This window comes from Bradyrhizobium centrolobii (assembly GCF_001641635.1).
GTDB classification, from domain to species: domain Bacteria; phylum Pseudomonadota; class Alphaproteobacteria; order Rhizobiales; family Xanthobacteraceae; genus Bradyrhizobium; species Bradyrhizobium centrolobii.
In genome coordinates, this window is the sequence record NZ_LUUB01000017.1 from 19778 (window position 1) to 45621 (window position 25844).

At 63.6% G+C, this 25844-nt stretch carries 19 protein-coding genes and 1 pseudogene; 13 read left to right on the plus strand and 7 right to left on the minus strand.

What is annotated here, in order from left to right:
- The first annotated feature begins 3 nt into the window (after nucleotides 1–3).
- The gene (locus AYJ54_RS01955; protein ID WP_082905433.1) at nucleotides 4–1773 is read left to right on the plus strand and encodes a branched-chain amino acid ABC transporter ATP-binding protein/permease; all 1770 of its coding nucleotides are present in this window, start codon (nucleotides 4–6) and stop codon (nucleotides 1771–1773) included.
- On the plus strand, nucleotides 1770–2501 hold the full coding sequence (locus AYJ54_RS01960; RefSeq protein ID WP_063696193.1) for an ABC transporter ATP-binding protein: 732 nt from the start codon (nucleotides 1770–1772) through the stop codon (nucleotides 2499–2501). The genes AYJ54_RS01955 and AYJ54_RS01960 overlap by 4 nt, the downstream gene beginning before the upstream one ends.
- 223 nt (nucleotides 2502–2724) lie before the next feature.
- Here AYJ54_RS01960 and AYJ54_RS01965 read toward each other — a convergent pair whose 3' ends face one another.
- The gene (locus AYJ54_RS01965; RefSeq protein ID WP_063696194.1) at nucleotides 2725–3348 is read right to left on the minus strand and encodes a pyridoxamine 5'-phosphate oxidase family protein; all 624 of its coding nucleotides are present in this window, start codon (nucleotides 3346–3348) and stop codon (nucleotides 2725–2727) included.
- A 122-nt stretch (nucleotides 3349–3470) separates the two neighbouring features.
- Here AYJ54_RS01965 and AYJ54_RS01970 point away from each other — a divergent pair, with 122 nt between their 5' ends.
- The gene (locus AYJ54_RS01970) at nucleotides 3471–4355 is read left to right on the plus strand and encodes a LysR family transcriptional regulator (RefSeq protein WP_063696195.1); all 885 of its coding nucleotides are present in this window, start codon (nucleotides 3471–3473) and stop codon (nucleotides 4353–4355) included.
- A gap of 174 nt (nucleotides 4356–4529) precedes the next feature.
- On the opposite strand, the gene AYJ54_RS01975 is transcribed toward AYJ54_RS01970, so the two are convergent.
- From AYJ54_RS01975 to metF, 3 genes are all read right to left on the minus strand, one after another.
- Nucleotides 4530–4946 (minus strand): PaaI family thioesterase, encoded by a 417-nt coding sequence (locus AYJ54_RS01975; RefSeq protein WP_063696196.1) that lies wholly within the window; start codon nucleotides 4944–4946, stop codon nucleotides 4530–4532.
- Nucleotides 4947–5105: 159 nt separating this feature from the next.
- Complete coding sequence (metH, locus tag AYJ54_RS01980) at nucleotides 5106–8966, minus strand: methionine synthase (protein ID WP_063696197.1); 3861 nt, start codon at nucleotides 8964–8966, stop codon at nucleotides 5106–5108.
- A gap of 6 nt (nucleotides 8967–8972) precedes the next feature.
- On the minus strand, nucleotides 8973–9848 hold the full coding sequence (gene metF, locus AYJ54_RS01985; RefSeq protein WP_430641384.1) for a methylenetetrahydrofolate reductase [NAD(P)H]: 876 nt from the start codon (nucleotides 9846–9848) through the stop codon (nucleotides 8973–8975).
- Here metF and AYJ54_RS53840 point away from each other — a divergent pair.
- Both AYJ54_RS53840 and AYJ54_RS01990 read left to right on the plus strand, forming a co-directional pair.
- Complete coding sequence (locus AYJ54_RS53840; RefSeq protein ID WP_430641383.1) at nucleotides 9769–9954, plus strand: DUF1360 domain-containing protein; 186 nt, start codon at nucleotides 9769–9771, stop codon at nucleotides 9952–9954. The genes metF and AYJ54_RS53840 overlap by 80 nt on opposite strands.
- 330 nt (nucleotides 9955–10284) lie before the next feature.
- Nucleotides 10285–11301 (plus strand): LLM class flavin-dependent oxidoreductase, encoded by a 1017-nt coding sequence (locus AYJ54_RS01990; protein ID WP_063696199.1) that lies wholly within the window; start codon nucleotides 10285–10287, stop codon nucleotides 11299–11301.
- 148 nt (nucleotides 11302–11449) lie between these two features.
- On the opposite strand, the gene AYJ54_RS01995 is transcribed toward AYJ54_RS01990, so the two are convergent.
- Both AYJ54_RS01995 and AYJ54_RS02000 read right to left on the minus strand, forming a co-directional pair.
- Entirely contained in the window at nucleotides 11450–12307 is an 858-nt protein-coding gene (locus AYJ54_RS01995) for a prephenate dehydratase (RefSeq protein ID WP_063696200.1), read from the minus strand.
- Between the two features lie 21 nt (nucleotides 12308–12328).
- Entirely contained in the window at nucleotides 12329–13069 is a 741-nt protein-coding gene (locus tag AYJ54_RS02000) for a 3-deoxy-manno-octulosonate cytidylyltransferase (protein ID WP_063696201.1), read from the minus strand.
- A 219-nt stretch (nucleotides 13070–13288) separates the two neighbouring features.
- Here AYJ54_RS02000 and AYJ54_RS02005 point away from each other — a divergent pair, with 219 nt between their 5' ends.
- The 6 genes from AYJ54_RS02005 (at nucleotide 13289) to AYJ54_RS02030 (ending at nucleotide 21780) form a co-directional block, all read left to right on the plus strand.
- Nucleotides 13289–13840, plus strand: coding sequence for a c-type cytochrome (locus AYJ54_RS02005; RefSeq protein ID WP_063696202.1), 552 nt, complete (start codon nucleotides 13289–13291; stop codon nucleotides 13838–13840).
- 212 nt (nucleotides 13841–14052) lie between these two features.
- Nucleotides 14053–15948, plus strand: coding sequence for an extracellular solute-binding protein (locus AYJ54_RS02010; RefSeq protein WP_136623374.1), 1896 nt, complete (start codon nucleotides 14053–14055; stop codon nucleotides 15946–15948).
- Between the two features lie 14 nt (nucleotides 15949–15962).
- Nucleotides 15963–17855 carry an extracellular solute-binding protein gene (locus tag AYJ54_RS02015; protein WP_063696203.1) on the plus strand — a complete coding sequence of 631 codons (1893 nt, stop codon included), beginning with the start codon at nucleotides 15963–15965 and terminating at the stop codon, nucleotides 17853–17855.
- Nucleotides 17852–18961 carry a microcin C ABC transporter permease YejB gene (locus AYJ54_RS02020; protein WP_063696204.1) on the plus strand — a complete coding sequence of 370 codons (1110 nt, stop codon included), beginning with the start codon at nucleotides 17852–17854 and terminating at the stop codon, nucleotides 18959–18961. The genes AYJ54_RS02015 and AYJ54_RS02020 overlap by 4 nt, the downstream gene beginning before the upstream one ends.
- Complete coding sequence (locus tag AYJ54_RS02025; protein ID WP_063696205.1) at nucleotides 18961–20139, plus strand: ABC transporter permease; 1179 nt, start codon at nucleotides 18961–18963, stop codon at nucleotides 20137–20139. The genes AYJ54_RS02020 and AYJ54_RS02025 overlap by 1 nt, the downstream gene beginning before the upstream one ends.
- A 3-nt stretch (nucleotides 20140–20142) precedes the next feature.
- On the plus strand, nucleotides 20143–21780 hold the full coding sequence (locus tag AYJ54_RS02030; protein WP_063696206.1) for an ABC transporter ATP-binding protein: 1638 nt from the start codon (nucleotides 20143–20145) through the stop codon (nucleotides 21778–21780).
- A gap of 26 nt (nucleotides 21781–21806) precedes the next feature.
- Here the strand turns inward: AYJ54_RS02030 and AYJ54_RS02035 are convergent, their stop codons facing one another.
- Nucleotides 21807–23138 (minus strand): MFS transporter, encoded by a 1332-nt coding sequence (locus tag AYJ54_RS02035; RefSeq protein ID WP_063696207.1) that lies wholly within the window; start codon nucleotides 23136–23138, stop codon nucleotides 21807–21809.
- Nucleotides 23139–24246: 1108 nt separating this feature from the next.
- On the opposite strand from AYJ54_RS02035, the gene AYJ54_RS02040 reads away from it, so the two are divergent.
- A complete protein-coding gene (locus tag AYJ54_RS02040; RefSeq protein ID WP_063696208.1) occupies nucleotides 24247–24522 on the plus strand; it encodes a hypothetical protein in 276 nt (91 codons plus the stop codon).
- A 549-nt stretch (nucleotides 24523–25071) separates the two neighbouring features.
- Nucleotides 25072–25832: pseudogene (locus AYJ54_RS46610) on the plus strand (IS5 family transposase).
- The last annotated feature ends 12 nt before the right edge of the window (nucleotides 25833–25844 follow it).

Genomic DNA, 25844 nt, shown 5'->3' on the forward strand with positions numbered 1-25844 from the left:
GCGATGCAGACCCGGCTTCCTATTCTTTTTTTCGCGCTCGTCATGGCGGCGATACCGTTCGTTCCCGGTATGCCGCCGTTCTGGATCGTGCTCCTCGACAATATCGGCCTCGCTGCGCTGGTCGCGATGGGCCTCGTGCTGCTCACCGGCGTCGGTGGCCTCACCTCGTTCGGGCAGGCGGCCTTCGTCGGCTTCGGCGCCTACACCACGGCGGTGCTGTCGACGGCCTATGGCCTGTCGCCCTGGCTGACCCTGCCGCTGTCGCTGCTGGTGAGCGGACTGTTCTCGGTGCTGCTCGGTCTGATCACGGTCCGGCTGTCCGGCCATTATCTGCCGCTCGGCACGCTCGCCTGGGGGCTCGGGCTGTTCTACCTGTTCAGCAAGCTGGAATTCCTCGGCCGCAATGACGGCATTTCCGCGATCCCGCCGCTGTCGATCGGGTCGTTCAAGATGCTCGATCCCGGCTCGATCTATTATGCGGTCTGGGCCGCGGTGATCCTCTCGGCGCTCGTCACCATGAACCTCCTGGACTCCCGCACCGGCCGCGCCATCCGCGCGCTCCGGCGCGGACACGTTGCGGCCGAGGCCTTCGGCGTGCACACGCCGCGCGCAAAGCTCCTGGTCTTCATCCATGCCGCCGTGCTGGCGGGCCTCTCGGGCTGGCTCTATGCCCACATGCAGCGCGCGGTGAATCCGACGCCGTTCGGCGCGCAGGCCGGCATCGAATATCTCTTCATCGCCGTGGTCGGCGGCGCCGGCTATGTCTGGGGCGGCGTGCTTGGTGCTGCGATCGTCGTGATCCTGAAAGAGGTGCTGCAGAGCTATCTGCCGCTGATCCTGCCGGGCTCCGGCCAGGTCGAGACCATCGTGTTCGGCATCATGCTGGTGGCGCTGCTCCAGCTCGCGCCCGGCGGCGTCTGGCCCTGGCTGATGTCGTTCCTGCCGCAAAAGGCCAACGGCAAAAAGCCGGATACGTCGCTGACCTTGCCGGCACGCGCGCGAGCGCCCGGCCAGGGCAATGTGCTGCTCCAGGTCGAGAAGGCGCGCAAGCAGTTCGGCGGCGTGATCGCGGTGAACAACGTTTCCTTCGACGTGCAGGCCCGCGAGATCGTCGCCCTGATCGGGCCGAACGGCGCGGGAAAGAGCACGACGTTCAACCTCATCACCGGCGTGCTGTCGGCCACTTCGGGCTCGATCTCCGTGCTCGGCAGGAAGGTCGACAAGGCGCCGCCGCAGGAGATCGTCAAGCTCGGCATCTCCCGCACCTTCCAGCACGTCAAGCTGGTGCCCGACATGACCGTGTTCGAGAATGTCGCGATCGGCGCGCATCTGCGCGGCCATTCGGGACCCGTCTCCTCGATGCTGCGGCTCGACCGCGCCGATGAAGCCAAGCTGCTCGCCGAAGCGGCGCGCCAGATCGAGCGGGTCGGGCTTGCCGACCAGATGCATCAGCTCGCCGGCTCGCTGTCGCTCGGACAGCAGCGCATCGTCGAGATCGCGCGGGCCCTGTGCGTCGACCCGATGCTGCTCCTGCTCGACGAGCCGGCGGCGGGACTCCGCCACATGGAGAAACAGCGGCTTGCCGCGCTGCTCCGCGAGTTGCGCGATGGCGGCATGTCGGTGCTCCTGGTCGAACACGATATGGGCTTCGTGATGAATCTGGCCGACCGCATCGTGGTGCTCGATTTCGGCACCAAGATCGCGGAAGGCACGCCCGCCACGATCAAGACCAATCCCGAAGTGATCAAGGCCTATCTCGGAGTGGCGGCATGAGCGCGCTGTTGTCCGTCACCGACGCGCATGTCGCCTATGGCAAGGTCGAGGCGGTACGCTCGGTCTCGCTCGAGGTCGGTACGAACGAGATCGTCACCATCGTCGGCGCCAACGGCGCCGGCAAGACCACGCTGCTCTCCGCCATCATGGGGATCCTGCCGCTGAAAGGCCGCGTCACATTTGCAGGCGAGGATCTGGCGCGGCTCGACATCGAGGACCGCGTCGCGATGGGCCTGGGCCTCGTGCCGGAGCACCGCGAATTGTTCGTGACCATGAATGTCGAGGACAATCTCGAGCTCGGGGCTTTCCGCATCGAAAGGAGTCGGGCGAGGGCTTCGATCGAGCGGGTCTATGCGCTGTTTCCGCGGCTGAAGGAGCGGCGCAAGCAGCTCGCCGGCACCTTGTCCGGCGGTGAGCAGCAGATGCTGGCGATGGGCCGCGCGCTGATGGGAGAGCCGAAATTGCTGATGCTGGACGAGCCGAGCCTCGGCCTTGCCCCGATCATCGTCGCCGACATCTTCCGCATCGTCGCCGAGCTGCGCGCCAGCGGCGTGTCCGTGCTCCTGGTCGAGCAGAACGCGCAAGCCGCGTTGAAGATCGCGGACCATGCCTATGTGATGGAGCTCGGCGAATTTGCGCTCAGCGGCAGAGCCGCCGAGGTCGCTGCAAACGAGCGCGTCGCGGCAAGCTATCTCGGCTTCCAGCACGAAGGGACGAGTGCTTTATAGCCTTCCGCTGTTCGCGCCGCGAACTCGGTCCTCTTCCCTTCTCCCCTTGTGGGAGAAGGTGGCGCGAAGCGCCGGATGAGGGGTCACTATCCGCGCATTCAACTGCGAGAGAGGTATTCGCGGAGAGGTACCCCTCACCCGGCTCGCCGCTTCGCGACGAGCCACCCTCTCCCACAAGGGGAGAGGGTGCACCGACCGTGCGTCGCCATTTTCGCGTAGATGATCAGCTCGCCGCCACCTTCCCCTTCAGCGCCGCCACCTCCGCCTCCAGCTCCGCGATCCGCTGATCCCGTGCGGCCAACGCCGCCGCGACATCCGCCGCTTCAAACTTCTGCGGAATGTGCTGCGGGCAGTTCGTATCCCACGCTGCGATCTTGAACACGATGACCTGCTCGGAGCGCGCTCTGTATCCCTTCGGCATCAGCGCCTCTGTCAGCGCGTCGTCGTCCTCGACCACGCGCGCCTCGCCCCAGATTTTCACCCGGCGGCGATGGGCGTAGTCCATCACGAAGATATAGGCTTTGGGATTCTCCGACAGATTGCCCTGGGTGAGGTACTGCTGGTTGCCGGCGTAGTCGGCGAAGGCAAGCGTCTGCTTGTCCAGCACCTTGAGAAAACCCTTCGGCCCGCCGCGATGCTGGATGTAGGGCTGGCCGTCGGCCGAGGCGGTGGCGAGGTAGAAGCTGTTGGCATCGGCCAAGAAGGCCGCGAGGTTCTCGTCGACCTCGGTGCGCCAGCCGCGCTGTTCGGCGCGCGCATAGGCCTCGCGCGAACCTTTTCGCGTCTGTATGGATTTCACAGCCGGCGTGAAGGCCACGTCGCTCGCATAGGCGTGCGCTGCTGTCATCGGAACATCTCCTGAAAATTCCGGCGCATTTCGCGTCTTTCGACGGTCAAGATGGACCTTCCGACGGCTAGAACAATCATCCGGCTTGACACTTCATCGTTGCGATATATGCAATAATGCCCATGGACCGTCTCGACGCCATGCAGGTCTTCGTCACCGTTGCCGATCTGCGCGGCTTCGCGCCGGCCGCACGCAAGCTGCGGCTGTCGCCCTCGGCGGTGACGCGACAGATCGCGGCGCTGGAGGAGCATCTCGGCGCGCGGCTGTTGCAGCGGACCACACGGCAGGTGACGCTGACCGACGTCGGCACACGCTATCTCGAACGTATCAGGCGCATCCTGGCCGACGTCGAGGAGGCCGACAGCTCCGCGCGCGACGAGCGCAACCGGCCGAGCGGACGGCTGGTGGTGTCGGCACCGGTCGGCTTTGGCCGCCTGCATGTCGGGCCGGTGATGGCGGCCTATCTCAAGCGCTATCCCGACGTTGCCTGCGAGCTGCGGCTGTCGGACCATCTTGTCAACCTCGTGGAGGACGCCGTCGACGCGGCTGTGCGCATCGGCCATCTCGCCGATTCCTCGCTGGTCGCGCGCCAGGTCGGCGAGATGCGGCGGATCGTCGTCGCCGCGCCCGACTATCTGAAGCGCCATGGCGAGCCGAAGACGCCGGAGGCGCTCGCCTCGCACCAGACCATCCAGTTCGGTCCCGCATCCGAATGGCGCTTCCTGCGCGACGGCCGCGACATCGAGGTGGCACCTAACCCGCGCTTCATCAGCAACAGCGCCGATGCGGCCCTGCAATATGCCGAGGCCGGCGGCGGCGTGACGCGCGTACTGGCCTATCAGGCCGCCGAGGGCTTGAAGTGCGGGCGGCTGAAAATCGTGCTGGCAAAATACGAGCAGCCAGCCATGCCGATCCACATCGTCTACCCGACCTCACGCCTGCTCTCGGCCAAGGTGCGGGCGTTCATCGATCTCGTCGTGGAGACGACGGCGTGGAAGTTTGGGTAGCTCTCTCTTGTCCCGGACGCGCTGCAACGCACAGCGTTGCGGCGCAGAGCCGGGACCCAGATTGCGGCCGCGCTTTGCTTGGGCGCATGGGCCCCGGCTCTGCAGCGTACCGCTGAACTGGACGATGCTTCGCATCGCCAGGGAAGCGTTGCGCTGCGTCCGGGGCACGAGAGGCTACGCCTTCTTCGGCACCACGCGGAACGTGCCGCTGGCGCGGGCGATCACGGTGTCGTCCGCTTTGATCAGGCTCTGCGCGAAGCAGATCGTGCTGCCGGTCTTGATCACATCGCTCTCGATCGAGAGCCATTGTCCAATCCCGGCCGAGCCGACGAAATCGACAGACAGCGAGATCGTCACGAATGTGGTGGCCCAGTTCGTCGCCTGCGCGCAGCTATAGCCCATGGCGTTGTCGGACAGTGCCGCGATCAGCCCGCCGTGGATCAGGCCCCGGCCGTTGGTGTGCGGCTTTGCCAGCCTCAGGCCGAGGATTACGGCCTTGTCGGTCTTCTTGGCGTACAGAGGCTCCCACGGCTCGGTGAGCGGGCTCTTGCGGAAATGCGGTTCAAAACCTTCGGGGATGTCGGTGGTCATGGTCGGCTCGCATGCTGGAGACGTTAGGCTCCATTGAATGCGATCTCGATGACGGTTTCATCGCCTACAAAGTTTGAAACGGAATTTGCGCGGATGTTTGAAATGCGATGACCGCCACGTTGCCGAGGCGGTCATCACAACTAGGGCAGGAAGAACGACCTATCCCGCGCCTGCACGCTTCTTCTGCCACACGAGGTGGACGGCGCAGGTGCAGCCCGGGGGATGGGACGCGAGATCGTCCGAAGACACGTCGTTGGCGGGTGTCGCCGCGAATGCGGTCCTGACCGCTCCCTGCTGCGCCGGGATGTAGTTCAACACCGGCGCGAGCCAGCGTTCGACCTCGGTGACGTCCATGCCCTTGCGCACGGCGTAGTCCTCGACCTGGTCGCGCTCGATCTTGCCGACGCCGAAATAGTAGCTCTCGGGATTTGCAAAATAGAGCCCGGACACGCTACTGCCCGGCCACATCGCAAAGCTTTCGGTCAGCTTCACGCCGGCGGTGTTCTCTGCGTCGAGCAGCGCGAACAGCGTCGCCTTCTCGGTGTGATCGGGCTGCGCGGGATAGCCGGGGGCAGGACGGATGCCCTGATACTTCTCCAGGATCAATTCCTCGTTCGACAGCGCCTCGTCCGGCGCATAGGCCCAGAACTCGCGCCGGACGCGGGCATGCATGCGCTCGGCAAAGGCTTCCGCCAGGCGATCGGCGAGCGCCTTGCAGAGGATGGACGAGTAATCGTCATTCGCCTTCTTGAAACGGTCGGCCACGGCATCCTCACCGATGCCGGCGGTGACCACGAAGCCGCCGACATAGTCCGGCACGCCGGCGCCAACGGGCGCGACGAAGTCTGACAGCGCCGCGTTGAAGCGGCCCTCGCGCTTCTCGAGCTGCTGGCGCAGCGTATGCAGCGTCGCGATCTTTTTGGTCCGGCTCTCGTCCGCGTAGAGCGCGATGTCGTCACCCTGCGCATTCGCCGGCCAGAAGCCGACGGCCGCACGCGCCCGGAACCATTTCTCCTTGACGATGGTGTCGAGCATCTTGCGCGCATCGTCATAGAGCGAACGCGCGACCTCGCCGACCTTGGCGTCGTTGAGGATGGCGGGGAAGCGGCCCGCGAGCTCCCAGGTCTGGAAGAACGGCGTCCAGTCGATATAGGGCACGAGCTCGGCGAGATCGTACTCGTCGAAACTGCGGATGCCGAGGAAGGTCGGCTTCACCGGCTTGTTCGCGGCAAAATCGATCGGCACGCGGTTGGCGCGGGCATCCGCGAGCTTAAGGCGCTTCTTGTCGGCCTGCGCGCGCAAATGCGCGTCCGAGATCTTGGCGTATTCGGCGCGCACCTCGGCGGCATAAGCCTCGCGCTTCTCGGGCGAGAGCAGCGAGGAGGCGACGCCGACGGCGCGGCTGGCGTCGTTGACATGCACCACCGGGCCGGCCCGGTAGTTCGGGTCGATCTTCACCGCCGTATGCACGCGGCTCGTCGTTGCGCCGCCGATCAGGAGTGGCAGCTTCAAGCCTTCGCGCTGTAATTCGCCGGCGAAGAACGCCATCTCGTCGAGCGAGGGCGTGATCAGGCCGGACAGGCCGACGATGTCGGCCTTCTCCGCTTTCACGGTCTCGACGATCTTGGCGGCCGGCACCATCACGCCGAGGTCGATGACCTCGAAATTGTTGCACTGGAGCACGATGCCGACGATGTTCTTGCCGATGTCGTGGACGTCGCCCTTGACGGTGGCGAGCACGATCTTGCCGGCCGACGAATTGGCGTCGCCGCCGATGCCGCTGGCGAGATTGCGCGCCTTCTCGTCTTCCATGAACGGCATGAGCCAGGCGACCGCCTGCTTCATCACGCGCGCGGATTTCACGACCTGCGGCAGGAACATCTTGCCGTCGCCGAAGAGATCGCCGACCACGTTCATGCCGGCCATCAGCGGGCCCTCGATCACGTCGAGCGGACGGGAGGACGCCTTGCGGGCTTCTTCGGTATCCTCTTCGATGAACTCGGTGATGCCGTGCACCAGCGCATGGGACAGCCGCTTCTCCACCGGCCATTCGCGCCAGGCGAGATCGGCTTCCTTGCTCTCGGTCTTCTTGCCACGGAATTTCTCGGCGAGCGCCAGCAGGCGCTCGGACGCACCGGCATCGCGGTTGAGGACGACGTCCTCACACGTCTGGCGCAGCTCGGGATCGATGTCGTCATAGACGATCATCTGCCCGGCATTGACGATGCCCATGTCCATGCCGGCCTTGATGGCATGATACAGGAACACCGAGTGCATGGCCTCGCGCACCGGCTCGTTGCCGCGGAACGAGAACGACAGGTTGGAGACGCCGCCCGAGATGTGCGCACCCGGCAGGTTTTTGCGGATCCAGCGCGTCGCCTCGATGAAGTCGACGCCGTAATTGTTGTGCTCCTCGATACCGGTCGCGATCGCAAAGATGTTGGGATCGAAGATGATGTCTTCCGGCGGGAAACCGACGGCGTTTACGAGGATGTCGTAGGCGCGCTTGCAGATCTCGGTCTTGCGCTTGAAGGTGTCGGCCTGGCCGGTCTCGTCGAACGCCATCACGACGACCGCCGCGCCGTGGCGGCGCGCGATCTTGGCCTCGTGAATGAACTTCTCCTCGCCTTCCTTCAGAGAGATCGAGTTGACGACCGGCTTGCCCTGCACGCATTTCAGGCCGGCCTCGATCACCGAGAATTTCGAGGAGTCGACCATCACGGGGACGCGGGCGATGTCCGGCTCGGCGGCGACGAGGTTGAGGAAGGTCCGCATCGCGGCTTCCGAGTCGAGCAGACCCTCGTCCATGTTGACGTCGATGATCTGCGCGCCGTTCTCGACCTGATCGCGCGCGACCTGGAGAGCCGCTGTGTAGTCGCCAGCGGTGATCAGCTTGCGGAAGCGCGCCGAGCCCGTGACGTTGGTGCGCTCGCCCACGTTCACGAACGGGATGGCGTTCGTCAGAATGAAGGGCTCGAGGCCGGAGAGCCGCAGCCGCGGCTCGATCTCCGGCACGATGCGCGGCTTGTGCGGGGCAACGGCGGCGGCGATCGCCGCGATATGCTCCGGCGTGGTGCCGCAGCAACCGCCGACGATGTTGACGAGGCCGTCATGCGCGAACTCGCCGACCAGGCGCGCCATATACTCCGGGGTCTCGTCATATTGGCCGAACTCGTTGGGCAGGCCGGCATTGGGATAGGCGCAGACCAGCGTGTCGGCGACGCGGCCGATATCGGCGATGTGGGCGCGGAGATCTTCGGCGCCGAGCGCGCAGTTGAAGCCGATGGTGACGGGCTTTGCGTGCCGCACTGAATTCCAGAACGCCTCCGGCATCTGGCCGGAGAGCAGGCGGCCGGACTTGTCGGTGATGGTGCCGGACACCATCACGGGCACGTCGATGCCGCGCTCTTCCGTGATCTCGGCGATCGCATAGAGCGCCGCCTTGGCATTCAGCGTGTCGAAGATGGTCTCGACCAGCAGCAAGTCGACGCCGCCATCGATCAGGCCTCTGATCTGCTCGCCATAGGATGCGCGCAAATCATCGAAGGTGACGGCACGATAGCCGGGATTGGCCACATCGGGCGAGATCGAGGCGGTGCGGTTGGTCGGTCCGATGGCGCCGGCGACAAAGCGCGGCTTGCCGTCCTCGGCCTGGACGCGCTCGGCGGCGCTGCGGGCGAGGCGTGCGCCCTCGCGGGCCATCTCGTAGACGACATCAGCCAGGTCGTAGTCGGCCTGCGCGATCGAAGTCGTCGAGAAGGTGTTGGTGGCGACGATGTCGGCGCCGGCGCGCAAATAGGCGGCGTGGATGTCCTCGATCGCCTGCGGCTGGGTCAGGATCAACAGGTCGTTGTTGCCGCGCAGGTCACGGTGAAAATTCTTGAAGCGCTCGCCGCGGAAGGCGGCCTCGTCGAACTGCAGGCCCTGGATCATCGTGCCCATGGCGCCGTCGAGCACGAGGATGCGCTCGCGCGCGGCGGCGAGCAGGGCGGTACGCTTGGGCGAGACGGGTACGGTCATCTGATCCTACGCAGCCTTCTGGGCGCTCTTGGCGCGAATGCCGAGCAAATGGCTGATCGCGAACACGAGATCGGCGCGGTTCATGGTGTAGAAATGGAAGGTGTCGACGCCATGCTTGGCCAGTTTGTGCACCTGGCCGGCAGCAACCGTCGCAGCAACCAGCTTCCGCGTATCGGGATCGTCGTCGAGACCCTCAAACTTCTCCGCAAGCCAGTCCGGCACGCTCGTGCCGGCGCGCGTGACGAAATTGCGGGCCTGCTTGAAATTGTGCATGGGCATGATGCCCGGCACGATCGGAATATTGATCCCGCGGGCGCGCACGCGGTCGAGATAGCGGAAGTAGAGGTCGTTATCGAAGAAGACCTGCGTGATGGCGCGGGTCGCGCCGGCGTCGACCTTGGCCTTCAGCGTGTCGATGTCGGCATCGAAGTCGCGGGCCTCGGGATGCTTCTCGGGGTAGGCCGAGACCGACACCTCGATATCGGCATGCCGCTTCTTGATGCCGGCGACGAGTTCGGCGGACGTCTGGTAGCCGTCGGGATGGGTAGAATAGGGCGTGCCGATGCCGCCGGGCGGATCGCCGCGCAGGCCGACGATGTGGCGGACACCGACCTCGTGATAGCGGTCGACGATCTCGTCGATCTCACTGCGCGAGGCGCCGACGCAGGTCAGATGCGCGGCCGGCAGCAGCGCGGTCTCCTTCAGGATGCGTGTGATGGTGGCGTGAGTGCGCTCGCGGGTCGAGCCGCCGGCGCCGTAGGTCACCGAGACGAATTTCGGGTCGAGCGGGGCGAGCCGGTTGATGGTCTCCCAGAGATTGCGCTCCATCTCCTCGGTCTTGGGCGGAAAGAACTCGAAGGAGATTGCCGGACGCTTCGCCAGATGCCCGTTTTGCCCGTCGGTCTGGGCAGGCGTCGTCGGGTCGGTCATGGCACCACTCACTCCAGATCTCTTCGCAACTGCGGCGGGTTTGGCTGATAAAGGGTAAGATAGGCCAAACGGGCCTTCCTCGACAGCCCATCAGGGGTGGGAAATGGCCCATCATGATGAAATAAGATCGTACTTTTATACATGTTTCGATTTTTGTGGGAAGTCTGCAATTCATGAAAATGAATTATATTTCAATCAATTATAGCGTCAATGGGTTGTGACAAAACTTCGAAACTTGAGTGGGCAATATGAAATCTCGGTGATTGATCTTTGGAGCGTCCCACTTCGCCTTCCGACTGAGGCGTCGACCGTCTCGCCGCTCGCACACGCCAGCTCTGCTCCAACTGCCCATTGCCGCCCAGGCGCCGCGCACTAACTTCAGCCGGCGATGATGCCGCTTTCCGTCCTCGACCTCTCCGTCGTCACCACGGGCACAAAACCCGCCGCAGCGCTGCGCAACAGCATTGATCTGGCGCGCCATGCCGATGGGCTCGGTTATGTCCGTTACTGGCTCGCAGAGCACCACAACCTCGCGTCCGTCGCCAGCCCGGCCCCGGACGTGATGATCGGGCAGATCGCGGCGCTGACAAAGCACATCCGCGTCGGCTCCGGTGGCGTGATGCTGCCCAACCACGCGCCGCTGGTCGTGGCCGAGCGGTTCAAGATGCTGGAGGCGCTGTTTCCCGGCCGCATCGACCTCGGCCTCGGCCGCGCCCCTGGCACCGACGGCGCCACGGCCTATGCGCTCAGAAGCCGGCTCGACCGCCGCGAGGGCGACGACTTTCTGGAGCGCCTCCACGAATTGATCCTGTGGGAGACCCGTGAGTTCCCCTCAGGCCATCCCTACAACAACGTCGTCGCGATGCCTGACGACACCAGGCTGCCGCCGATCTGGCTGCTCGGCTCCAGCGACTATTCATCGGAATTGTCCGCGCAGGTCGGCATGGGCTTCGCCTTCGCCCATCATTTCGCCTCCCACGATGCGATCGATGCGATGGTGCATTACCGCAATCGTTTCCAGCCGTCGGCCTGGCGCGCGACGCCGCACGCGATTCTCGCGGTCGCGATCGTCACGGCAGACACGGATGAAGAGGCCGAAAAACTCGCCTCTTCCTTCGACCTCAATCGACTGCGTCGTGATCGCGGACAATACCTGCCGCTGCCGAGCGTCGAGGAGGCGCTGGCCTATCCCTATACGGACGCCGAGCGCGCCTCGATCGCCCGCAACCGCTCGCGCCTGTTCGTTGGCAATCCCGCCTCCGTGCGGCAGAAGCTGAAGCCGCTGATCGATGCCAGCAAGCCGGACGAGCTGATGGTGATCACCGCGGTCTACGACCACGAAGCGCGGAAGAAGTCGTATTCGCTGCTGGCGGACGCGTTCGGGCTGGTGAAGCAGGTGCCCTAAGCCGTCGTCCTGGACAAGCGCAGCGAAGCGGAGCGCAGATCCAGGACCCATAACCACAGGAAGTGGTTTGGCAAAGACTGACAACCACTCGCTCGTGCCACAACCGCTCCCTGGGGTTATGGGCCCTGGCTTTCGCCAGGGCGACGAACTACTCCATCTTCTCGCTGAACGTCGCGCGGAACGGGTGCCCCGGATAAACCCCGACAATGCGGAATTCGCGCGAGAAGAACTTCAATTCCTCCAGCGCAAACGCCAGGCCCCTGTCGTCGGGATGGCCGTCGACGTCGGCATAAAACTGCGTGGCGAAGAAATTGCCGTCGACCATGTAGCTTTCGAGCTTGGTCATGTTGACGCCGTTGGTGGCAAAGCCGCCGAGCGCCTTGTAGAGCGCGGCCGGCAGGTTGCGCACCCGGAATACAAAAGTGGTGACCAGCGGGCCCGAGCCTTGAGCCGCCCATTTCGGCTCGCGCGCCAGCACGACGAAGCGCGTCGTGTTGTGGGCCTCGTCCTCGATGTCCTCGGCGAGGATGTCGAGACCGTAGATCTGCGCGGCTAGGCGCGAGGCGATCGCGGCGACCGTCTTGTCCTTGCGCTCGGAGATGTCGCGGGCGCTGCCGGCGGTATCGGCGTGCACGATGCCCTTGATGCCGAGCTTGCGGATGATGCGCCGGCACTGGCCGAGCGCATGGACATGGCTCTCGACGCTCTTGATGTCTTCGAGCTTGGTCCCCTTCACCGCCATCAGCTGATGCTGCACCGGCAAGAACCATTCGCCGATGATGAAGAGGCCGGAGGCCGGCAGGAGGTGATGAATGTCGGCGACGCGTCCCGCCACCGAATTCTCGATCGGGATCATGCCGAGATCGGCCTCTCCGGAAGAGATCGCCGACAGCGCGTCCTCGAAGGTGGCGCAGGGCATCGGCTCGGCGTCGGGATAGGCCTCGACGATGGCGATGTGGGAATTGGCCCCGGGCTCGCCCTGGAATGCGATTTTCAGCTTGCTCATGGTCGGCCTTGTAACAGCAGCTCAGGATTTGGAAAGGATGCTGCGGGCGGTTTCGAGATCGGGCGGCGTGTCGACGCCGCGAGGCACGCTGTCGACGATCATGATGTCGATGCGCATGCCGGCTTCCACCGCCCGGAGCTGCTCCAGATTCTCCTGAACTTCCAGGGGAGAGCGTGGCAGCGACACGAATCGTTCGAGCGCCGTGCGGCGGTACGCGTAGAGGCCGATATGGTGGTAACGCGGTCCGTCGCCGTAGGGGGCGGTGGCGCGGGTAAAATAGAGCGCCCGCAGCCGCCGCGGCCCGATCGGCGAGCCGATGGCCTTCACGACGCTCGGGGCGAGGTCTTCTTCCTCGGTGTGGATCTGCGAGGCCAGCGTCACGATATCGACCGCGGGGTCGTCAAAGGGCGGCAGCACCTCCCGGATGGTCTGAGGCGTGATGGTCGGGAAATCGCCCTGGAGATTGATCACGATCTCGGCCTTACCGTCCGGATCGAGCTTCTGCATGGCCTCGTGGATGCGATCGGAGCCGGAGGGGTGTGTGGGGCGGGTCATCACCGCCTCGCCGCCATGGGCGGTCACGACGGAGGCGATTTCGTCCGTATCGGTTGCCACCGCGACCCGGCCGATGCCGGCTGCTTCCGCGCGCCGCAGCACATGCACGATCATCGGCAGGCCCGCGATATCGGCGAGCGGCTTGCCGGGCAGGCGGGTGGCCGCCATGCGCGCCGGGATCAGCACCAGAATGCGGGGATCGGTCATGGGTTCAAGAGCCTGGAAACGGGGCGTTTTCCGCACCGAGAAATGGGGTGGGGATGGGCTGAAAGCCGCATCGCTTATACGGGTTGCCAGACCCCGGGCAAACCGATATCTGAATGGCAAAACTCGGGGGAAAGACAAGGAACGCGTGATTCTCCCGAGGCTCGTCCTGGCGGCCGCCCGGCCGCTTAATCCTTCTTGCGGTGTGGGGCCTGGCCGGAAATGGACTCGTTCGAACTCAATAAGATCCTCGGTGCTGTGCTCGGCACCTGTCTCATTCTGCTGGTGACGAGCTTCGCCGCCCAGGCGCTGTTCTCGCCCAAAATGCCGGAAAAGCCGGGCTTCGAGATCACGGTGAAGGAAGAGGCCGGCCACGAGGGTGGCGCTGCGGCCGCCGCCGCGCCGTCCGAGCCGATCGAAAAGCTGCTCCAGACCGCCTCCGTCGAGAAGGGCGCGGCTGCCGCCAAGAAGTGCGGCGCCTGCCACACCTTCGAGAAGGGCGGTCCGAACCGCGTCGGTCCGAACCTCTATGGCATCGTCGGCGAGCCAAGGGGCGAAGGACGCGGGTTCAACTTCTCGGCCGCCATGAAGGCCAAGGGCGGCACCTGGACCATCGACGATCTCAACAAGTTCATCGCCAATCCGAAGGGTTTCATCCCGGGCACGGCGATGGGCTTCGCCGGTATCCCGAAGGATTCCGAGCGTGCCGACGTCATTGCCTATCTGAACTCGCTGTCGGATCATCCCCAGCCGTTGCCGACCGCGTCGAAGTAAGGCTACTCGACACCGATCTTGGATTGCACGGCCAGGCTCAAAGCCTGGCCGTTTCCGTATTCGGGGCTCGCAGCAACGTTATCGGGGCGTTTGGCCGCAGCGAACCGCCCGGGTGGGCTTCCAAGATGAGGAAAAAGCAACATATTCGGTCGAAACCTTGCCGTATATTGGGACCTTAAAGAGGGACCCTCCTTCAAGACAGGGATGTTGATTTGGCCATTACCCGACGCGACCTTTTGCTCACCAGTGCCGCAGCCGCGGCGATTCCCGTCCTCGGTTCCGTCGCGGGTGTTCCCGTCATCGGTCGGGCCAAGGCGCAGTCGGCGGGCGAGCTGCCCTGGCGCCACGCCCTGTCGCTGTTCGGCGACATCAAGTACCCCGCCGATTTCAAGCGCTTCGACTACGTCAACCCGGACGCGCCGAAGGGCGGCGTGGCGCGCCTGATCTCGCTCGGCACCTTCGACAATTTCAACATCGCGGTCGCGGGCATCAAAGGCTCGCTCGCCCCGGCCGCGGCGCTGATCTACGAAACCCTGATGACCCGGGCCCAGGACGAGGTCGCCACCGAATATGGCGAGCTCGCCGAGTGCGCGCAGCATCCGGACGATTTTTCCTGGGTGACCTATCGCCTGCGCAAGGAAGCCCGCTGGCACGACGGCAAGCCGGTGACGCCGGAGGACGTGATCTTCTCGCTCGAGACGCTGAAGAAGCAGTCACCGATGTATGCGTCCTACTACCGTCACGTCGTGAAGGCTGAGAAGAGCGGCGAGCGCGACGTCAAGTTCACCTTCGATGCGCCGGGCAATCGCGAATTGCCGACCATCGTGGGCGAACTGACGGTGCTGCCGAAGCACTGGTGGGAAGGTACCGACGCGCAGGGACGCAAGCGTGACGTCAGCGCGACCACGCTGGAGCCGCCGCTCGGCTCGGGTCCCTACAAGATCAAGGAGTTCGTCCCCGGACGTTCGATCAAGCTCGAACGCGTCAAGGATTATTGGGGCGCCAATGTCCCGAGCCAGATCGGCACGAACAATTTCGACGAGCTGCGCTTCGAGTTCTTCCGCGACAACCTCGTCGCGCTGGAGGCGTTCAAGGCCGACCAGGCCGACTGGATTGCGGAAAACTCCGCCAAGCAGTGGGCGACCGCCTATGACTTCCCGGCGGTGAACGAGAAGCGGGTGATCAAGGAAGAATTTCCGATCAACGATTCCGGCCGCATGCAGGCCTTCGTCTTCAACATCCGCCGGCCCCAGTTCAAGGATGCGCGGCTGCGCCGCGCCTTCAACTACGCCTTCGACTTCGAGGAGATGAACAAGCAGCTCTTCTACGGCCAGTACACCCGCATCAAGAGCTATTTCGAAGGAACCGAGCTCGCCTCGTCCGGCCTGCCGGAGGGCGAGGAGCTGAAGATCCTCGAGACCGTGAAGGACAAGGTGCCGCCTGAGGTCTTCACCACGGCTTACCAGAATCCGGTCGGCGGCAATCCCGAAGCCGTGCGCGCCAATCTGCGCGAGGCGGCGAAGCTCCTGAAGGAGGCCGGCTTCGAGGTGCGCGACCACAAGCTGGTCGATGCCTCTGGCAAGCCGCTCACGGTCGAGATCCTGGTGCAGGACCCTTCGTCGGAGCGCATCGCGCTGTTCTACAAGCCGTCGCTGGAGCGCATCGGCGTCGGTGCCTCGATCCGCGTCGTCGACGACGCGCAGTACCAGAACCGGCTGCGCAGCTTCGACTTCGACATGATCATCGATCAGTGGGGCGAATCGCTCTCGCCGGGCAATGAGCAGCGCGAGTTCTGGGGCTCGCAGGCCGCCGACATGCCGGGCGCGCGCAATACGATCGGCATCAAGAATCCTGCGGTCGACGCGCTGATCGAGAAGGTGATCTACGCCAAGAACCGCGGCGAGCTGGTCGCCGCGACCCGCGCGCTCGATCGCGTGCTGCTGTGGAATTTCTACCTCGTCCCGCAATTCACCTACGGCTTCTCGCGCTACGCCCGCTGGGATCGCTTCAGCCATGCCGAGCCGATGCCGAAATACGGCCGGTCCGGCTTGCCGACGCTGTGGTGGTACGATGCCGAGAAGGCGGCTCGCATCGGAAAACGCTCTTGAGGAAGCATTTGCGCATGGCGCAGCTTTCACGCCGGCACGTGCTGGCCCTAGGTGTCGGCGGTGCGCTCAGCGCCGCCTGGTTGCGCGGCGCGGTGGCGTCGGAGGCGCCCGCCGAGGTTCACGGCATCTCGGCGTTCGGCGATCTCAAATATCCTGCCGACTTCCACCATTTCGACTACGTCAACGTCGACGCGCCGAAGGGCGGCATGTTCTCGCTCATCCCGTCGGTGCGCGGCTATAACCAGTCCTATTTCACCTTCAACTCGCTCAACGCCTTCGTCCTGAAGGGCGAGGGCGCACAGGGCATGGACCTGACCTTCGTCTCGCTGATGGCGCGTGCCGGCGACGAGCCTGACGCCATGTACGGCTTCGCCGCGAAGTCGGTGCAGATCGCGCCCGACAAGCTCAGCTACCGCTACACCATGCGGCCCGAGGCCAAGTTCCACGACGGCTCGAAGCTGATCGCGCATGATGTCGCCTTCTCGATCAACGTGCTGAAGCAGAAGGGTCATCCGCTGATCCAGATACAGATGCGCGATATCAAGGGCGCCGAAGCGCTCGACGATGCCACCGTGGTCGTGACCTTTGCCGAGAAGCGTGCGCGCGACGTGCCGCTCTATGCGGCGGGGCTGCCGATCTTCTCGAAGGCTTATTACGCGAACCGGCCGTTCAACGAATCCACCACCGATACGCCGCTCGGCTCCGGCCCCTACAAGGTCGGCAAGTTCGAGATCAACCGCTTCATCGAGTTCGAGCGGGTCAAGGACTGGTGGGGCGCGGACCTTCCGGTCTGCCGCGGCAGCAACAATTTCGACGTGATCCGCTACGAATTCTACCGCGACCGCGACGTCGCCTTCGAAGGCTTCACCGGCAAGAACTATCTGTATCGCGAGGAGTTCACCTCGCGGATCTGGGCCACGCGCTATGACTTTCCGGCGATCAAGGACGGCCGCGTCAAGCGCGAGGAGGTGCCGGATCAAACGCCGTCGGGCGGCCAGGGCTGGTTCCTCAACACCCGGCGCGACAAATTCAGGGATCCCAGAGTCCGCGAAGCGATCAACTATGCGTTCGACTTCGAATGGACCAACAAGACCATCATGTACGGCGCTTACGCGCGCACGCGCTCGCCGTTCCAGAATTCGGACCTCGTCGCCGAGGGGCCTCCGTCGCCCGAAGAGCTGAAATTGCTCGAACCGTTCCGCGGCCAGGTGCCGGATGAGGTGTTCGGGGAGCCATTCGTGCCGCCGGTGTCGGACGGCTCGGGCCAGGATCGCGCGCTGCTGCGCAAGGCGCAGCAATTGCTCCAGGAGGCACAGCTTCCGATCAAGGACGGCAAGCGGTTCTTGCCGAACGGCGAAGTCTTCAAGATCGAATTCCTGACCGACGAGGCGTCGTTCCAGCCGCATCACGCCTCGTTCCTCAAGAACCTGAACACGCTTGGCATCGAGGCCAGTTTGCGTCTCATCGACGCCGTCCAGTATCGTGCACGGGTCGAAGCGTTCGACTTCGATGTGGCCATAAACCGCCTGTCCATGTCGGCGACGCCCGGTGACAGCCTGCGCACCTATTTCACTTCCCAAGCGGCGGCGACGAAGGGCTCGTATAATCTGGCCGGCGCCGCCAGTCCCGCGCTCGATGCGCTGGTCGAGAGGGCCATGGCGGCCGAGACACGCAATGAGCTGACCATTGCCTGCCGCGCGCTCGACCGGGTGTTCCGCGCCGGCCGTTATTGGGTGCCGCAATGGTACAATACCAATCATCGGCTGGCTTATTGGGACCAGTTCGACCATCCCGCCCACCTGCCGCGCTACACGATCTCCGATTATGCGAGCGGCGTCGGTGAACGGACCCTGTGGTGGTATGACCGCGCCAAGGCGGCCAAGCTCGAGCAGGCGAAGTCACAATGAGCGCCTATATCGCCCGCCGCATCCTCCTGATGATCCCGACATTGCTCGGGATCCTCTTCGTATCCTTCATCGTCGTGCAATTCGCACCGGGCGGTCCGGTCGAGCGCGTGATCGCGCAGCTCTCGGGTGCCGATACCGGCGGCAGCTCGCGCATCTCGGGCGGCGGCGACTTCGCGCAGCGTGCGCCGGGGCAGTTAGGGGCCGGCGGCGACGCCATCAATTCGAAATACCGCGGCGCGCAGGGACTCGACCCTGATTTCATCAAGAAGCTCGAAGCGCAGTTCGGCTTCGACAAGCCCGCGCCGGAACGCTTCGCGCTGATGGTGTGGAATTTCGCCCGCTTCGATTTCGGCAAGAGCTATTTCCGCGACGTCAGCGTGATCCAGCTGATCAAGGAGAAGCTGCCGGTCTCGATCTCGCTCGGAATCTGGCTGACGCTGATCACCTATCTGATCTCGATTCCGCTCGGCATCCACAAGGCGGTGAAAGACGGCACGCGCTTCGACACCTGGACGTCGGCGGTGATCATCATCGGCTTTGCCATTCCGGGCTTCCTGTTCGCGATCCTCCTGATCATCCTGTTCGCGGGCGGCTCGTTCTTCAACTGGTTCCCGCTGCGCGGCCTGACCTCCGACGGCTGGTCGCAGTTCCCCTGGTACTGGAAGATCATCGATTATTTCTGGCACCTGGTCCTGCCGCTGATCTCGATGGGCCTCAGCGCATTCGCGACCATGACGCTGCTTACCAAGAACTCGTTCCTGGACGAAATCCGCAAGCAATACGTCATGACCGCGCGCGCCAAGGGCTGCGGCGAGCGCCAGGTGCTCTACGGCCACATCTTCCGCAACGCGATGCTGATCGTGATCGCGGGCTTCCCGGGCGCGTTCATCCACGCCTTCTTCTCCGGCTCGCTCCTGATCGAGACCATCTTCTCGCTGGACGGGCTCGGGCTGCTCAGTTTCGAGAGCGTGCTCAATCGCGATTATCCGGTCGTGTTCGGTACGCTCTACATCTTTTCGCTCGTCGGCCTCGTGGTCAATCTGATCTCCGATCTGACCTATATGTGGATCGACCCGCGGATCGACTTCGAGGCGCGGGAGGTCTGATGACTCTGACCGCACCAACCCCGATCGAGACCACGTCGAAATCGCCGCTCGGCGAAGTCGTTCCGATCACCCGCAAGTCGTTCGCGCCGTCGCCGCTCAACAAGCGGCGCTGGCAGAATTTCAAGGCGAACCGGCGCGGCTACTGGTCGTTCTGGATCTTCATGGTCCTGTTCGTGGTGTCGCTGTTCGCCGAGCTGATCGCCAACGACCGGCCGTTCCTGATCAAGTATGACGGCCACCTCTACTGGCCGGCCTTCGTCACCTATTCGGAGACGACCTTCGGCGGCGATTTCGAGACCGCGGCCGACTACCGCGATCCCTATTTGCAGAAGCTGATCAAGGACAAGGGCGGCACCATCATCTGGCCGCTGATCCGCTACTCCTACGACACCCACAATCTCGACCTGCCGACGCCCGCACCCTCGCCGCCGACCTGGATGCTGACGGAGGCGCAGTGCAAGCCGGTGGTCGAGAAGAAAGGTCTAAAGAGCTGCCGCGACCTCGAATATAACTGGCTCGGCACCGACGATCAGGGCCGCGACGTGGTGGCGCGGCTGATCTACGGCTTCCGCATCTCGGTCCTGTTCGGCCTGTGTCTCACCATCATCTCCTCGATCGTCGGCGTCGCGGCGGGCGGCATCCAGGGCTATTTCGGCGGCTGGATCGATCTCACCTTCCAGCGCTTCATCGAGATATGGACCGCGATCCCGTCGCTCTATCTGCTCCTGATCCTGTCCTCGGTGCTGGTACCCGGCTTCTTCGTTCTGCTCGGAATCCTGCTGCTGTTCTCCTGGGTGTCGCTGGTCGGCCTCGTGCGCGCGGAATTTTTGCGCGGGCGGAATTTCGAATACATCCAGGCCGCGCGCGCGCTGGGCGTCTCGAATGCAGTGATCATGTTCCGGCATCTCCTGCCGAACGCGATGGTGGCGACGATGACGTTCCTGCCGTTCATCGTATCGTCCTCGGTGATGACGCTGACGGCGCTGGACTTCCTCGGCTTCGGCCTGCCGCCCGGCTCGCCCTCGCTCGGTGAGCTCTTGTCGCAGGGCAAGTCGAACGTGCAGGCGCCGTGGCTCGGGTTCACCGGCTTCTTCTCGGTCGCGATCATGCTGTCGCTGCTGATCTTCATCGGCGAAGCCGTGCGCGACGCCTTCGATCCGCGCAAGACGTTCAGGTAGCCGATGGACGCGATCAACCAGCCCCTGCTTTCTGTGCGCGACCTCTCGGTGGTCTTCCACCAGGGCGGCGCCACCACGCTTGCGGTCGACAAGGTCTCGTTCCAGATCAGGCGGGGAGAATGCGTCGCGCTGGTCGGCGAATCCGGATCCGGCAAGTCGGTCAGCGCGCTCTCGATCCTGAAGCTGCTGCCTTATCCGAATGCCTCGCATCCGTCGGGAAGCATCCGCTTCAAGGGACAGGAGCTGATCGACCAGTCCGAGCAGCAGATGCGGGAGATACGCGGCAGCGACATCTCCATCATCTTCCAGGAGCCGATGACCTCGCTCAATCCGCTGCACACGATCGAGGCGCAGATCGGCGAGATCATCCAGCTGCATAATCCGACCAGCAACGCCAAGGCGCGCGAGCGCACGCTGGAACTGCTGACCCAGGTCGGCATCCCTGACCCGGAGACGCGGCTCAAAAGCTATCCGCACCAGCTCTCCGGCGGCCAGCGCCAGCGCGTGATGATCGCGATGGCGCTCGCCAACGAGCCGGATCTGTTGATCGCGGACGAGCCGACCACCGCGCTCGACGTCACCGTGCAGGCGCAGATCCTGGCGCTGCTCGCCGAGATCCGCTCCCGGCTCGGCATGAGCCTGCTCTTCATCACCCATGATCTCGGCATCGTGCGCCGCATCGCCGACCATGTCTCCGTCATGAACGGCGGCAAGATCGTCGAGCAGGGACCCGTCGAGCAGGTCTTCAAGAGCCCGAAGCATCCCTATACGCGTGATCTGCTCGCCGCGGAGCCGAAGCCCGATCCGGCGCCGCCGCAGCCGGGTGCGCCGGTGGTGATGTCGGCGAGCGAGCTCAAGGTCTGGTTTCCGATCAAGCGCGGGCTGATGCGCAGGACGGTCGGCCACATCAAGGCGGTCGACGGTGTCAGCGTCGCCGTGCGCAAGGGCGAGACGCTCGGCGTCGTCGGCGAATCCGGCTCCGGCAAGACCACGCTGGGCCTGGCGCTGCTGCGGCTGATCTCCTCGAACGGGCGGATCGTGTTCCTGGGGAAAGACATCCAGGGTTTGCGCTTCAAGGAGATGCGCCCCTTCCGGCGCGACATGCAGATCGTGTTCCAGGATCCGTTCGGCTCGCTCAGCCCGCGCATGTCGATCGCCGATATCATCGGCGAAGGGCTGTCGGTGCATCAGCCAAAGCTGTCGCGCGAGGAACGCGAGGAACGCGTTGTCAAGGCGCTGGAGGATGTCGGGCTCAATCCGGAGACGCGCTTCCGCTATCCGCATGAATTCTCCGGCGGCCAGCGCCAGCGCATCAGCATCGCGCGTGCGATCGTGCTCGAGCCCGATTTCGTCGTGCTGGACGAGCCGACCAGTGCGCTCGACATGCTGTTCCAGGCGCAGATGGTCGACCTTCTGCGCGAGCTGCAGCGCAAGCGCGACCTCACCTACATGTTCATTTCGCACGACCTGCGCGTCGTCGCCTCGCTCGCCAGCCACCTCATCGTGATGCGGGGCGGCAAGGTGGTCGAGGAGGGCCAGGCCGCCGACCTCTTCAAGAACCCGAAAACAGACTACACGCGCGCGCTGTTTGCGGCGGCGTTCCGGCTGGAGACGGCGGGCAACGGCTCGGTGGCGACGTAGCCACCGGCGGCCACAAGGCGATTTGATCAAGGCCTGTCGTGCTCTTCGGAAATGTCCTTGTTTGTGTAGTCTGGCATCAATGCGACCGCGGCAATGCTGACGATCGCGCAGAACAGGATGTAGAGCGCGATCACGTAGCCCGATCCCGTGGCGGCAAGCAGCGCGGTGGCGATCAACGGCGCCGGACCGCCGGAGATGACCGAGGAGAGCTGATAGCCGATCGAGGAGCCGCTGTACCGGAGCCGCGGGGTGAAGCACTCGGCGATCAACGCCGCCTGCGGGCCGTACGTCATGGCGTGTGGTACGAATGACAGCACGATGGCGATGAAGATCAGTGCCGGCACCGCAGTGTTCAGCATGGCGAAATACGCAAAGCCGAACAGCCCGGTCAGGACCGCGCCCATCAGATACATGCGCTTGCGCCCGATGCGATCCGACAGATGTCCCGCCAGCGGCAGGGTGAACAGCTCAACGGTGCCGGCGATGATCAGACAGGTGAGCAGGAAGTCGCGATCCTGATGGAGCACCTGGGTGCCGTAGGCGAAGACAAAGGCCAGGTAGATATAGGCCGGCGCCTGTTCGACCATCCGCGCCAGCCCCGAGAGAATGATCGACCGCGGCTGACGCTTGATCACCTCGATGACCGGGACCCGCTCGACGCGGTTCTCGGCCACGATCCGCCGGAACGCCGGCGTCTCCATGATGCCGAGCCGGATGTAGAGCCCGATGGCGATCATCACAAGGCTGAGCAGGAACGGGATGCGCCAGCCCCAAACCAGGAACTGGTCGCCGGAAATGCGGCTGAACACGAGCACCGCAATGTTTGCCAGCAGCAACCCGGCGGGACCGCCGAGCTGCGGCCACGAGGTGATGAAGCCGCGGTGCTGGTTGGTCCGCGCCCACTCCATCGAGAGCAGCACCGAGCCACCCCACTCGCCGCCGACGCCTACGCCCTGGATGAAGCGGATGATCGTCAGGATGACGGCACCCCAGATTCCGATTGACTCATAGGTGGGGACGATACCGACCGCCGCAGTGGCAAGCCCGGTCAGCAGCAATGTCGCTATCAGCGTCGCCTTGCGGCCGATGCGGTCTCCAAAGTGGCCGAAGATCGCGGCGCCGATCGGCCGGGCGATGAATCCGACCGTGTAGATGGCAAACGCTTCCAACACGCCAACCAGGGGATCGGACTTCGGAAAGAAGAGCTTGCCGAAGACGAGGCCAGTCACCGTGCTGTAGAGCAGGAAATCATACCATTCGATGGTGGTGCCTGCCGTGCTTGCGATCAACGCGCGGCGCAATTGCTTCTGGTGCTCGGCTTCCGGCAGCGGGCCGGCAGTGATGTCCAATGTCGTCATGATGAATCTCCTTAAGGCCCGTCAGGCGGGCCCCTCCTGGAATGCGTTTCATCTCCATCCACAAGATTGGATGGTGGCATCGACTGCTATTTTCTTGTTTGGCTGGGGGCGGCGTCATTGCGCCCATCCCGCCCGCGCCGGCTGTCGGAGGCCGGTCCTGGATGGCGAGCGGCGCCAACCGTTCGCCATCGCGGGGGCGCGACATCGCGAAATTGGCACGGTCTTGCAAATTCAAAAATTAGCCCTGCGGTCCGCCCGGTAAATTCGACCTTGGTCTGTGGTAAGCCTGCTCGAGGGGCAATTGCTGCGATGCATGAGTCCGGAAGTGGCCCCCAAGCCGACCAACGCATAAGCCGTCACGGCGTCGGCTGTCTGGGTTAGGCCGGACATCAGCCCGCTCTGCCCAGACCGCCGCTTTTGACCCGAACCGGACACTCGGTCGGGGCTGGGTTAGTCAGCTAGATTGGATCAAGGCCGTCATCTATCGTCGCTGAAGTCGGCTTCCCGCTTGGCCAAAGGCTTGACCGCCGCCGGGGTCGGCATAGCCTCCACCGCCATCATTGGTCTTTACTGGAACTAGCTCGGTCGGTTTTCATCACGCCAGTTTAGTTCAGTATGCCCAAGCAAGTGGGAGAATTGTGCCATGCCGAAGCGCTCTTCCATAGGCAAGCGTCGGAGCAAAGCCTTACCCGCCGTAGGGTTTGCCGGCATGTCTCTCTCGATGGCAAGCGGTGCGTGCGCCTCAACTAGCGAAGCGTCGGCGAATACATCACCGCCCTCGCAGAAGCACGAACTCTTTCTTGGTGAGGAGGAAATCTCCGACGTTAGTTTGGCGACGTTCCATGTCTTCGACAAGGAAAATGCTGGACCACTACCGCTCTTCCAAAAACCAAGGCTTGCCAGAGGCTGTGGCTGTGCCTGTAGCTGTGCGCCTTGTGCCTACTGGCCGCAAGCTCCGCAGCCTCCAAAGGCAACGCAGCCGACACAGCATCGAAAGAAGAAGCCTCCACACCGCACGAACTAAATGGCGTCCAGCACAGCCGCCTCAGTTAAGCTTTGCGCGACAGGCTTACAACGTCCTAGAGTCCTCACCGTCAAAATCGAACTGATGTCTGGTTATGGCCCGGAGCAGCGGTTGAGGGATGTCTGCTATTCCGCCGCCGGGGATAAGCAGACATCCGGCGAATGGGCCAAAAATGACGAGAGTGATCCAACTCGGACATTTAGCTGGGCGCCCAGACCGAGGAATATCTCCACCTGCGAACTGGTCCGTTCCTTTGCAATTTTCGCTGAAATGATCGAGCGGCGCATTCCGGGAATGTGCAAGATGGAATTGGTGGCGAAAATTGACGTTTGCATCTCACTCGTTGATGCCCAGAGTTGATTGCGCGCGGTGTGATCTCCTTCACATCTTTTGAGGGCGCACAGGCTTATTTTAGATTTTAGTTTGGCAGTAACGAAATTGACCTGGTATGCGCCTGCTCTGAATTAGACCCTGTCGTACGGTGCTTCCATGCCCAACATTTACCGAAACCAGCAACCCATTCCGGGGCTGCGAGGGAAGGTCAAGGGTGGAATCGCAGTAGTGGTTGATTCCCCAACCGAGATTTCGGGCCTAAGGCGGCTCCTCCACTCGGCGGCAGATTTGCCCGGCGATCCCATTGCCAACGCTTACAACGCGATACTCGGGGCAGGATCGAGACTCTCTGATTGGCCGAAATGGTACGATCCGAATCTCTCGCAGGCCTTAGTGCCTCCCCCGAAAGAAGTTCCAATAGACGATCCCGTGAGCCAGCTTGAGGCCGCACTCGGGTTCGCTCAAATGTTGTGGGCCGACCAGACAAGTGATGTCGACCAAATCGTACTAGGGTCTGTACCTAATTAGCGCGCTCTGATTCTCTTGCACCCGAACTGATTCGGCACGGGGGCTTTGATGCGCAAGGGGCTGTTCTGGCTCAACGACAAGCAGTGGGCTCAGATAAAGCCGCATCTGCCAACGAACCAGACCGGACCGGAGCGCGAAGATGATCGACGCATCATCAGCGGTATCATCCACATGCTTCAGTGTGGCGCGCGCTGGCGCGATTGCCCGCCCGACTTTGGTCCTTACACGACGATCTACAATCGGTTCAATCGCTGGGCCAAGCGCGGACATTGGCAGGCGATCTTTGAAGCGCTCGCCCGCTGCGGCAAGGATGGCGTGACTTTGTCCATCGACTCCACCTCGATCAAGGCGCATCGCTCGGCGAGCGGCGGAAAAGGGGGGAACATGAACAGGCGATCGGCCGCTCGCGCGGCGGGCGGACCACGAAAATCCACGCGCTGAGCGACCCTGATTGCAAACCCTGCGCATTTCATCTCACTCCGGGCCAGGACGCAGATATTGCCGCAGCGCCGGCCCTTTTGGAACTCGCGCCGCCCATGTCTGCCCTCATTGGGGACAAAGGCTACGACGGCGACGGCTTTCGCGCCGAAATCGTCAATCGTGGCGCCAAGCCCGTCATTCCAAACAAATCCAACAGGGTGACCTTCCACAACTTCAGCAAGCGCATCTATAAAGGGCGCAATGTTATCGAGCGTTGCTTCTGCCGGCTCAAGGATTTCAGGCGTGTCGCAACTCGTTACGATAAACTCGCCAGAAACTTCTTGGCTGCCGTCCACATCGCAGCCATCGTCGCCTATTGGATCAATTGAGTCTGGACCCTA